General features: G+C 57.4%; 10 protein-coding genes and 1 pseudogene. 5 read left to right on the forward strand and 6 right to left on the reverse strand.

Features of this window, described 5'->3' with window-relative positions; genetic code table 11:
- Positions 1-124 precede the first annotated feature (124 nt).
- A complete protein-coding gene (locus tag GYN01_RS09285; protein ID WP_203306931.1) occupies positions 125-1,288 on the forward strand; it encodes an AAA family ATPase in 1,164 nt (387 codons plus the stop codon).
- A 51-nt stretch (positions 1,289-1,339) separates the two neighbouring features.
- Here GYN01_RS09285 and GYN01_RS09290 read toward each other — a convergent pair whose 3' ends face one another.
- The 5 genes from GYN01_RS09290 to GYN01_RS09310 all read right to left on the reverse strand — a co-directional run bounded on the left by GYN01_RS09290 (position 1,340) and on the right by GYN01_RS09310 (position 5,307).
- Entirely contained in the window at positions 1,340-2,122 is a 783-nt protein-coding gene (locus GYN01_RS09290) for a MetQ/NlpA family ABC transporter substrate-binding protein (protein ID WP_059765767.1), read from the reverse strand.
- Between the two features lie 142 nt (positions 2,123-2,264).
- A complete protein-coding gene (locus GYN01_RS09295) occupies positions 2,265-3,158 on the reverse strand; it encodes a sigma 54-interacting transcriptional regulator (protein WP_048402047.1) in 894 nt (297 codons plus the stop codon).
- 50 nt (positions 3,159-3,208) lie between these two features.
- Positions 3,209-3,790 carry an alpha/beta hydrolase gene (locus GYN01_RS09300; protein ID WP_048363928.1) on the reverse strand — a complete coding sequence of 194 codons (582 nt, stop codon included), beginning with the start codon at positions 3,788-3,790 and terminating at the stop codon, positions 3,209-3,211.
- Between the two features lie 217 nt (positions 3,791-4,007).
- On the reverse strand, positions 4,008-4,958 hold the full coding sequence (locus GYN01_RS09305) for a homoserine kinase (RefSeq protein WP_048363927.1): 951 nt from the start codon (positions 4,956-4,958) through the stop codon (positions 4,008-4,010).
- A gap of 58 nt (positions 4,959-5,016) precedes the next feature.
- Positions 5,017-5,307 (reverse strand): DUF2782 domain-containing protein, encoded by a 291-nt coding sequence (locus tag GYN01_RS09310; RefSeq protein WP_048363926.1) that lies wholly within the window; start codon positions 5,305-5,307, stop codon positions 5,017-5,019.
- A 74-nt stretch (positions 5,308-5,381) separates the two neighbouring features.
- On the opposite strand from GYN01_RS09310, the gene polA reads away from it, so the two are divergent.
- Positions 5,382-8,147, forward strand: a complete 2,766-nt coding sequence (polA, locus tag GYN01_RS09315) for a DNA polymerase I (protein WP_048402048.1) — start codon at positions 5,382-5,384, stop codon at positions 8,145-8,147.
- Between the two features lie 268 nt (positions 8,148-8,415).
- Here polA and yihA read toward each other — a convergent pair whose 3' ends face one another.
- Positions 8,416-9,060 (reverse strand): ribosome biogenesis GTP-binding protein YihA/YsxC, encoded by a 645-nt coding sequence (yihA, locus tag GYN01_RS09320; RefSeq protein WP_048402049.1) that lies wholly within the window; start codon positions 9,058-9,060, stop codon positions 8,416-8,418.
- A gap of 190 nt (positions 9,061-9,250) precedes the next feature.
- Between yihA and GYN01_RS09325 the strand changes: the two are divergent.
- From GYN01_RS09325 to GYN01_RS09335, 3 genes and pseudogenes are all read left to right on the forward strand, one after another.
- A pseudogene (locus tag GYN01_RS09325) lies at positions 9,251-9,529 on the forward strand (c-type cytochrome).
- Between the two features lie 54 nt (positions 9,530-9,583).
- Positions 9,584-10,204 (forward strand): c-type cytochrome, encoded by a 621-nt coding sequence (locus GYN01_RS09330; protein ID WP_048363923.1) that lies wholly within the window; start codon positions 9,584-9,586, stop codon positions 10,202-10,204.
- A gap of 200 nt (positions 10,205-10,404) precedes the next feature.
- The gene (locus tag GYN01_RS09335) at positions 10,405-11,049 is read left to right on the forward strand and encodes a thiol:disulfide interchange protein DsbA/DsbL (RefSeq protein ID WP_048363922.1); all 645 of its coding nucleotides are present in this window, start codon (positions 10,405-10,407) and stop codon (positions 11,047-11,049) included.
- Positions 11,050-11,062: the final 13 nt, after the last annotated feature.

Consider the following 11,062-nt stretch of genomic DNA (forward strand, 5'->3'; position numbering starts at 1 on the left):
CAGTGTCTGTCGGGCTCTGCATACGAAACATCTGTAGTGATTGCCGAAGGCTGCGATATAAACACACAGCAGCCTGAGGCTGCGACTGGGTGCATAATTTCCGCATGTTTCCAAGAGGTCACAGATGCTAACAACCCTGGCGGTGGCCAACTACCGCTCCATTAAGCAGTTGGTAGTGCCTTTGGCCAGACTGAACCTGATCACCGGCCCCAATGGCAGTGGCAAATCCAATCTTTATCGTGCCCTGCGCTTGTTGGCCGAAACCGCCCAGGGCGGTGTGGTCAATGCCCTGGCCCGTGAAGGCGGCCTTACGTCCACATTCTGGGCAGGCCCCGAGGTGACCTCTCGGCGCATGAAGCAAGGCGAAGTGCACATCGAGGGCAACGTACGCAAGGAAACCTTGCGCCTGCGTCTGGGGTTTTCAGCCGTTGACTTCAGTTACGCGATCGTTATGGGCCTGCCGATCCCTGAGGGCTCAGCATTCACCCTAGACCCTCAAATCAAGCATGAAAGCATTTGGGCAGGTCCTTGTTACCGTCTCGCCAGCGAGCTGGTTGAGCGTAAAGGGCCCATGATCCGTGCTCGCGACGGTCGCAACTGGCAGGTACTGGCGCAACACACGCCGATGTTCGACAGTCTGTTCGATCAGGTTGGCAATTTGCACGCATCGCCCGAAGTCTTGCAATTGCGCGAGTCTATTCGGGGCTGGCGTTTTTACGATCACTTTCGCACCGACCCCGACGCGCCCGTGCGTCAACCGCAACTGGGCACACGCACACCGGTACTGCATCACGATGGCCGTGACCTGGCGGCAGCGCTGCAAACCATCCTTGAAATCGGCAAGGCTGAGGCCCTGCATGCGGCTATCAGCGACGCCTTTCCCGGCGCCAAACTGGCAATAGACAGCGAGCTTGGCGGGCATTTTTATATCGAGTTTTATCAGGAAGGGCTGCTGCGCCCGTTGTCAGCCGCCGAGCTGTCAGACGGCACCTTGCGCTATCTGTTACTCGTGGCTGCCCTGCTCACCCCGCGTCCGCCGACCATGATGGTGCTCAACGAACCCGAAACCAGCCTGCACCCTGACCTGCTGCCCGCGCTGGCGCGGCTGATTATCAATGCTTCGCAGCACACTCAGGTATGGGTTGTGTCCCATGCCCGCCGCCTGATCGCAGCGTTGCAGCAAGACCCGGAATGCAATTGCATCGTGCTGGAAAAAAACCTCGGCCAGACCGAAGTCGTCGGCCAACGCCTGCTGGATCAACCCGCGTGGTATTGGCCAGACAAATAAAAACGCCGACGCAGTGCAAGCCGTCGGCGTTTTCAGTGAAGCTGCGCAGGTTTAGAACGCTGGCAGCACAGCACCTTTGTATTTTTGAGCAATGAACGCTTTCACTTCAGGGCTGGTCAGGGCTTTGGCCAGTTTCTGGATGGCGTCGCTGTCTTTGTTGTCTGGGCGTGCAACCAGGAAGTTCACGTAGGGCGAGTCAGCGCCTTCAATGATCAACGCGTCGGTGGCCGGGTTCAGGCCCGCCTCCAGCGCGTAGTTGGTGTTGATCATGTCCAAATCAACCTGATCCAGAACACGAGGCAGCATGGCGGACTCAAGCTCCTTGAACTTGAAGTTGTGCGGGTTTTTAGCGATGTCCTTGGGTGTGGCGACAGCGTTTTTCGGGTCTTTCAACTCGATCAGGCCGGCCTTTTGCAGCAGGATCAACGCACGGCCGCTGTTGCTGCCCTCGTTCGGGATCGCAATGGTGGCGCCGTCTTTGAGTTCGCTCAAAGATTTAACTTTCTTCGAATAACCACCGAACGGTTCAACATGAACGCCGATCACGGTCACCAGATCAGTGCCTTTACCTTCATTGAAGCTTTTGAGGTACGGCAGGGTCTGGAAGTAGTTGGCGTCCAGGCGCTTTTGATCGACTTGCACGTTGGGCTGCACGTAGTCAGTGAAGACCTTGATTTCCAGATCCACGCCTTCTTTGGCGAGGGTCGGTTTGATCAGTTCAAGGATTTCAGCGTGGGGAACCGGGGTCGCGGCGACCACCAGTTTCTCGTTAGCCTGTGCCAGGCCTGCCGTCAAAGCAGCCGCCAGTGCGGTAAACAACAGAACCTTTTTCATGCAATGCCCCTAGTGCGAGTGACCGTTCGGATGACGGTTTTTATGGGAAGACGCTGCGGACAATACCGAGATTCTTTATTCCCGAACAATAATATTTATTCAGCTTCTTATTCCATTTTGTTCACTTGCAAGTCGCCACTCTTTAAAGCAGGTTTTTAAGCGCTGCCAGCTCCTGCGCCGTCGCCCCTTTGATAAACAAGGCGATCTGGCTCAGTGCATCCGGCAGATTCAAGTGCTCGGGTTCAATCTCCTCCCCCGTACTCACCAACAACGCAAAATGGATCACGTTCTCCAGCTCGCGGGTGTTGCCCGGCCAGCTGTGGCGCTCCAGTACCCGTTGGGCGCGCTCGCTGATAAACGGCACGGCGAGGTTCAGTCGCTGGCTGTAGATGCCCAAAAAGTATTCAGCCAACGACAAAATATCCCCCGGCCGCTCGCGCAACGCGGGCAAGTCCAGTCGCCCTTCGCTTAAATAGTGATACAGCCGTTCGTGGAACTTGCCCGCTGCCACAGCCTGCGCCAGATCGATGCTGGTGGCCGCGACTAAGCGCACATCCACCGGACTCGGTTGATGCGCGCCCACGCGGGTAACTTCATGGGTTTCCAGCGCGGCCAATAACTTGGTCTGAATGGCCAGTGGCAAGTCCCCGATTTCATCCAGGTACAAGGTGCCGCCATTGGCCGATCCGAACCACCCGGCGCGGCTGCTGGCCGAGCTGCTGTGGGCGCCGGCAGCGTATCCAAACAACTCGGCGTCGGCATACGTCGGGCTGATCGCCCCGCAGTTGACCGATACAAACAAGCCGGTGCGGTCGCTGGCGCGGTGAATGTGACGGGCGAGCAACTCTTTGCCGCTGCCGGTTTCGCCACGGATCAGCACGGGCAGCGCACGCGGCGCCAACAGCTCCAGATCGTTACGCAGTTGGCGTGAACGCGGGTCGACAAACACCAGCGCCTTGGCGCGAATGCTGAGCGGGCTTTTTTCAGCGTCGGGAAAGGTCAGCAGCGGCTGACCAAAGGTTTCATTCAGGCTCATGGCAGGCTCCCGCCCGCCGCCGAAGGGTGGGCGCGGGCGTTACAAATAATTCACGCGCGTCGCAGGGCGTCGTGCTCGATGCGGGTTTGCAGGCGATACAGGAAGGCGAAGCCTTGCTCCCAGCGCTGATGCCCGGACTTGACGTTGATGTGGCCAGCACCGCTGATAATTCCGACTTCGGCGCCCCAGTTGCGAGCAAATTCCAACGCCCGCGGGGCGCTGACAGCGGCGTCGTTGTCGGAACTGACAATCTGGCTCGGGAACGGCAAAACGCTCGTCGGGATGGGTGCAAAGTTGCGCAGGGCAGGCGCGCAGGCAGGCCGTTCGACATCGGCCGGGGCCACCAAAAGCGCGCCGCGTACCTGGCTTAACAGGCTGGCGGGGGCGCGTTCGGCCCAATGAGCCACGGTGATGCACCCCAGGCTGTGTGCGATCACAATCACCGGCGTGCTGTCGGCCGCAATGGCTTCGGCCAGCGCCGCAATCCAGTCTTCGCGCCGTGGCGTCAACCAGTTGGCCTGCTCCACACGGGCACCGTTGGGCAGGCTGTTCTGCCAGTGGGTTTGCCAATGATCGTCGGCAGAACCTTGCCAGCCCGGCACTATCAAATAGCGAATCGACTCGTTGCCCATGGGTGTGCGCCTCCTGCTTTGTGTGCGTTACCGGGCCAGTATAGGGAGGGTTTTTAGATTCGCTAAGGAATAAGAAGCTATTTATTAATAACCAAAAAGCCAGTAAAGCCCGTATCTGCTGAAACGGACCCCACCTGATGTCGGGGATTGGGATAAAAATCTGCGGGCGACATTACAGCCCGCAGCACCTGTGTAACTTCAAGCGGCGTAGCGCAATTTACAGCGCAAATGGCAACTGGATGCTGACCTTTTGGTGAGCGGCCAACCGCTGTTCAAACTCGCCAGGGTCATGAATCAGCACGTCTTGGCCGGCAAAGGCGTGTGCGGCGATCAAGCGCGATAGCCAGAAGCGCACACAGGCGACGCGCAACAAGGTGGGCCACAGCTCGGCCTCGCTGGCCGTAAATGGGCGCAAGGCCGCATAAGCACCCAGCAAGGCGCGGGCACGTGGGGCGTCGATGTTGCCTGCGTCGTCCGCGCACCAATCATTCAGGGCAATGGCCACGTCGTACAGCATCGGGCCTGAGCAGGCGTTGTAAAAGTCGATCAGCCCGGTCAGGTGTGTCCCTTCAAACATGGCGTTATCGCGAAACAGGTCACCGTGCAAATTAGCCCGTGGCAGCGCCAAAATGTGCGCTTTGCGCGCGGTCATTTCGTCGAGCGCTTTTTGCAGCAGGTCGGCGGATTCGGGGGCCAGGTCCGCTTTCAGCGCAGGGCCTTCGGCCAGCATCCAGTCCAGTCCACGGTCGGTTCGGCGCTCCAGCACTTTGTCACGGGTCGCTAAATGCAGATGCCCGAGCAATTCACCCACTTGCGTGCAGTGCTGAGCGTTGGCGAGGCGAATGTGCTTGCCCGCCAGACGTGGTTGCAGCAGCGCGGGCTTGCCTTTCAATTCGCGCAGGGCCTGCCCGTCTTGGGTGCGCAGCGCATAGGGCACGGGTAAATCCGCGTCGTGCAGCACATCCAGCAGTTCAATAAAGAACGGCATTTCATTGATAGGGCCACGTTCAACCAGAGTCAGGACGTATTCGCCCTTCTCCAGGCTAATGAAATAGTTGGTGTTTTCGCTACCCGCGGCGATCCCCTGAAAATCCAGCAGACGGCCAAGCCCATAAGGTGCAAGAAAGGTTTCCAGCTCGGGACGAGCCAGTTGCGTGAAAACAGACATGGTTTAAAACTGCCAGTACGGGCGCCGCAGGCGTGCGGCGCCGATTAAAGTTAAGACGCTACTTCCATTCGAAGATTTTCCACGAAGGAATCAGCATATCCGGCTGGTCGGAGCGGATGAAATTGGCATCAGTACCATCAGCACGCACTAAAAAGTACGGCGGCGCTCCTTTTGGGGTGACCTTGATGGCATATAGGAAACCGTTTTGACGGTACTCCTGAATGGTTTTATCGCCTTCCGTGCGAATGGTGACCTCTGGCTCCGCGCCAGGTGCGTCATCGGCCGCAAAGGTTACCAGCGGAATGGCTGCAATCAAGCCGGTGAGCAACAGGCGATTAAGTGTGCGCATGATAACCTTGTCCCTTTGTCGTCATTGGTCCGGACATTCTAGCGCCGGACTCGCCGAAAAGGTTGATCCTGCTCATGAGCCAAGCCCCCCTCGTCCTGGTGGACGGTTCTTCATATCTGTATCGCGCTTTCCACGCGCTGCCACCGCTGACCACGTCCAAGGGCCTGCCGACAGGTGCCGTGAAGGGCGTGCTGAATATGCTGAAAAGCCTGCGCAAGCAGTATCCGGACAGCCCCTTTGCGGTCGTTTTCGATGCCAAGGGCGGTACATTTCGTGATGACATGTACGCCGAATACAAAGCTAATCGTCCCAGCATGCCCGATGACATGCGCGTGCAGATCGAGCCTTTGCATGCCAGCGTGATAGCGCTGGGCTTCCCGTTGCTGTGCGTTGAGGGCGTTGAGGCCGACGATGTGATCGGTACGCTGGCGCGCAGCAGCGCAGCAGCCGACCGCCCGGTGGTGATCTCGACCGGCGACAAGGACATGGCGCAACTGGTCGATGGCCACATCACGCTGGTTAACACCATGACCGGCAGTGTGCTGGACATTGAAGGCGTCAAAGAGAAGTTCGGCGTTTCGCCGGAGCAGATCATTGATTACCTCGCACTGATGGGCGACTCGTCCGACAACATCCCTGGCGTGCCGGGCATTGGGCCGAAGACAGCATCTGGCTTGCTGGTAGGTGTAGGCGGCGGCCTGGTGGACTTGTACGAGAAGCTCGATATCGTGCCGACGTTACCGATTCGCGGCGCTAAAAATTTGCCGGCCAAACTCGAAGAACACCGAGAAATGGCATTTTTGTCGTATCAATTGGCCACGATCAAAATTGATGTGCCACTGGATATCGGCCTTGACGACCTGCACCTCAAGGCCCCGGATTGTGAAAAGCTGATTGAGCTGTACACCGAACTGGAATTCAAAAGCTGGATTGCCGACGTCGAGCGTGAAGCCAAGCGTGCCGGGCAGGTGATTACGCAAGAAGCGCCGGTGGTGGCTGAAGCTAAATCACAGTACGAAACCCTCCTCGATCAGGCCCGTTTCGATGTGTGGCTGAAGAAGTTGCAGGCCGCCAAGCTGATCGCCTTTGACACCGAGACCACCGGGCTGGACGCTCAGCAAGCACAACTGGTAGGCATATCGTTCGCAGTCAAACCGGGCGAGGCAGCCTACATTCCGCTGACGCATTCCTACATGGGCGTGCCCGAGCAGTTGGACCGGGACACGGTGTTGCTCGCGCTCAAGCCCCTGCTTGAAGACCCGAACAAAGCCAAAGTCGGCCAGCACGCCAAATTTGATATCAACATCCTGGCCAACTGCGCCATCGGTGGCGATCAGGCGTGCGGGATCATGGTGCAAGGCGTTGCCTTCGACACGATGCTTGAATCCTACGTACTCGATTCCACCGCCACGCGCCATGATATGGACAGCCTGGCGCTCAAGTACTTGGGTCACACCACCACCAGTTTTCAGGACATCGCGGGTAAAGGTGCCAAACAACTGACCTTCGACCAGATTTCGTTGGAGCAGGCTGGCCCCTACGCAGCCGAAGACGCGGACGTGACGCTGCGCTTGCACAACACGCTGCACGAAAAACTGGCCGCCATCCCCACGTTGAACAGCGTACTGACGGACATTGAAATGCCGCTGGTGCCTGTGTTGGCGCGCATTGAGCGCCAAGGCGCGCTGGTGGACGCCAAGCTGCTGGGCGTGCAGAGCGTTGAACTGGGCGACAAAATGGTCGCGCTTGAGCGTGAGGCATTTGAGATTGCAGGCGAAGAATTCAACCTCAGCTCGCCTAAGCAATTGGGCGTGATCCTGTACGAAAAGCTGGGTTTGCCGATTATCAGCAAAACCGCAAAAGGTCAGCCGTCCACCGCCGAGGCCGTGCTCGCGGAGCTGGCCGAGCAAGACTTCCCGCTGCCTAAAGTGCTGATGCAGTACCGCTCGATGAGCAAGCTGAAAAGCACCTACACCGATCGCCTGCCAGAGCAAATCAACCCGCGCACAGGCCGGATTCACACGTCCTATCACCAAGCAGTCACGGCGACCGGGCGCTTGTCGTCCAGCGATCCTAACCTGCAAAACATCCCGATTCGCACGGCTGAAGGGCGTCGGATTCGTCAGGCGTTCGTGGCGCCTAAAGGCTACAAGCTGTTAGCAGCGGACTATTCGCAAATTGAATTGCGGATCATGGCCCACCTGGCCAAGGACGAAGGTTTACTGCATGCCTTCCGTAATAACCTTGACGTGCACAGCGCCACGGCTGCCGAAGTCTTCGGTGTTGAATTGGCTGACGTCACGACCGATCAGCGGCGCAGTGCCAAGGCGATCAACTTCGGTCTGATTTACGGCATGAGCGCGTTTGGCTTGGCCAAGCAGATTGGTGTCGACCGCAAACAGTCGCAGGCGTACATCGACCGCTATTTCGCACGTTATCCCGGCGTATTGGACTACATGGAGCGCACGCGGACTCAAGCGGCCGAGCAAGGTTACGTCGAGACCATTTTTGGTCGTCGCCTGTACTTGCCAGAAATCAACGCGAAAAACCCTGCGCTGCGCAAAGGTGCTGAACGCACAGCGATCAACGCGCCGATGCAAGGCACGGCAGCAGACATCATCAAGAAAGCCATGGTGGCTGTGGATAACTGGTTGAGCGCCTCTGATCTCGATGCACGCGTCATCTTGCAGGTACACGATGAATTGGTGCTGGAGGTGCGCGAAGACCTGGTGGACCAGGTACGCGACGAAGTGCGCAAGCACATGAGCGAAGCGGCCCAGCTCGACGTGCCGCTGGTGGTTGAAGTGGGCGTGGGCAACAACTGGGATCAAGCGCACTAACAGTGCGAAAAGCCTGCGGCCAATAGTCGCAGGCAATATGCCATTAGTTGTAAAGGGTATGGGCTTAGATCAAATCGTTTTTAGGCGTTTTGAACTAAATCTGCCTTCACCACTCAGATCTACTGAATGGGTGGTGAAGCCCTTCAATGCTCCTAATGTTGTGTTAAGTGTTGGCAGAATTCTGAACCCCGCCCTAGCGGTTCAGTACTTGAACCCCGAACTTCCCCCTCCCCATACGAAGTCCGGGGTTTTTTTTGCCTGCGATTTGTTATTCGCCGGTCTCTTCTTCGCCTTTATTAGGCAATTCCATCCATTTGGCGAGCACGGTGTACGCCTCTTCCAGGCCCATGCGCTTAGGGGTGGAGAACAACTGGATGGTGACGCTGTCGCCCCACTTCTTGCGAATTTCTGCCTGAATTTTGAGCAGGGTATTTTTCGCAGCGCCGTACGTCAGTTTGTCGGCTTTGGTCATCAAAATATGCATCGGCATGCCGCTGGAGACGGTCCAGTCGAGCATTAACAGGTCGAAATCGGTCATTGGATGACGAATATCCATCATCAAAATGACGCCTTTGAGACTTTCCCGGCTGCCGAAATACGCTTCAAGGTGACGCTGCCAGTGCATTTTTAGCGGGATAGGCACTTTGGCGTAGCCGTAACCCGGCAAGTCGACCAGACGACGATCTTCATCGAGCTGGAAGAAGTTGAGCAGTTGAGTACGGCCCGGCGTTTTTGAGGTGCGCGCCAGGCTGGCGTGGGTCAACGTGTTCAGGGCGCTGGATTTACCGGCGTTGGAACGCCCGGCAAAGGCGACTTCAAAGCCCTCGTCGTCAGGGCATTGATCGACTTTGGCAGCGCTGAGCATGAAGGTAGCCTGTTGGCACAGGCCGAGGATGGGGTTCTTGAGTTGCATGGGATTTCCGATGTGAGCGGCGTCAGGAATGGACGCGGCGAGCGTGTCGTTTCCGTTTCAGTGGCGCCAGTATATAATGCCGCAGATTTTGTGTGCGCTTTGTCCCAGCGTAGGATGAAGTACACGGGAGCGATAGACCTAGGTTGCGCATTAGAACGCAGCAAGCTCCCAACCCTGAAAAGGTCGTTTTATGACGAAATGGCTGCTAGCTGCCGGTATCTTGATGCCGTGAATAGCGCTCAGGCTACACAGGATCCGGAAGCCGTGTACAACCGCGTTTGTATTGCCTGCCATACTGGCCAGTTGCCAACCGAGCCGAAACCGGTCGTCGCAAAGCCTGGAGCCAGCTAGAGAGCAGGGTATGGAAGCGCTGGTGCGACACGTGCCCCAGGGTTTCAAGGCGATGCCGCCGCGTGGTTTGTGCATGGACTGCAGTGCCGAGGTTTACCGATTGATCATCGTGCGATGAATGAGTAAACCCGGCCCATAACTCTTTAACCCTTAGCCGTAGTTGGATTAGCTGATGAACAAATTACTCGTGAGTCTGCTGTTGACCTTGGGCGTCACCGGTGTTGCCCAGGCCGCAGGCACTGCTCTTGTGGGCGATGCTGCTGCCGGTCAGGCAAAAACCGTTGTGTGTGGCGCTTGTCACGGTCCAGACGGCAATAGCATGGCGCCAAACTTCCCAAAACTGGCCGGGCAAGGTGATAAATACCTGCTCAAGCAGTTGCACGAAATCAAAGACGGCAAGCGTCAGGTCTTGGAAATGACCGGCCTGCTGACCAACCTGAGCGATCAGGATCTGGCTGACATCGCGGCCTACTACTCCAGCCAGAAAAACAGCGTGGGTGCAGCTGACCCGGCACTGGTCGAGCGCGGCCAGGCGTTGTTCCGTGGTGGGGACGTCGAGAAAGGTCTGCCTTCTTGCACCGGCTGCCATTCGCCCGATGGTCAAGGCAATGCACCTGCCGGTTTCCCGCATCTGGGTGGCCAGCACGCCAGCTACATCGAGAAACAACTGACAGACTTCCGCGAAGGCGACCGTACCAACGACGGCGACGCGATGACCATGCGCACCATCGCGGCCAAGCTGAGCAACAAGGACATCAAAGCACTGGCCCAATACATTCAAGGCCTGCACTAAGGCAAAAACGGTCGGTACCGCCAGGGCTTGACGCTTTTGGCAACGTTAACGATCGTTTAATCCTTGCATGTGAGTTTAAAAGGGCAGCTTTGGCTGCCCTTTTTTATGGCATCTGCCGTTACACTACCGAACTCAAGCCAGCACGGACCTGTCTGAATACAGGTCACGTGACTGCGACCTTATTAGCCCAGGAGTAAAGCATGCGTAATCTGATCCTCAGCGCCGCTCTCGTCAGTGCCAGCCTGTTTGGCATGTCCGCTCAAGCCGCCGATGTGCCGCTTGTAGCAGGTGAAACGTACGTTGAGTTGAGCAACCCCGTTCCGGTTGCCGAGCCTGGCAAAATCGAAGTCGTTGAGCTGTTTTGGTATGGCTGCCCGCACTGCTATTCGTTTGAGCCGGTGATCAATCCGTGGGCGGAAAAACTCCCTGCTGACGTGCATTTCGTGCGCATTCCGGCCATGTTCGGTGGTCCGTGGGACGCTCACGGTCAGATGTTCCTGACCCTTGAAGCGATGGGCGTTGAGAACAAGGTTCACTCAGCTGTGTTCAACGCCATCCAGAAGGATCGCAAGCCGCTGACAAAACCTGAAGAGATGGCTGAGTTCCTCGCCACTCAAGGCGTGGACAAAGACAAATTCTTGGCAACTTTTGACTCATTCGCCATCAAGGGCCAAATCGTAAAAGCTAAAGAGCTTGCCAAGAAATACGAAGTTTCTGGCGTTCCAACCATGATCGTCGACGGCAAATATCGCTTCGACCTCGGCACTGCCGGTAGCCCGGAGCAAGCCTTGAACGTGGCCGACCAGTTGATCGCCAAAGAGCGTGCAGCCAAGGCGGCGAAGTAAGCGGCGCCCTCCC

This window comes from Pseudomonas weihenstephanensis, assembly GCF_016812185.1.
Taxonomy (GTDB): Bacteria; Pseudomonadota; Gammaproteobacteria; order Pseudomonadales; family Pseudomonadaceae; genus Aquipseudomonas; species Aquipseudomonas weihenstephanensis.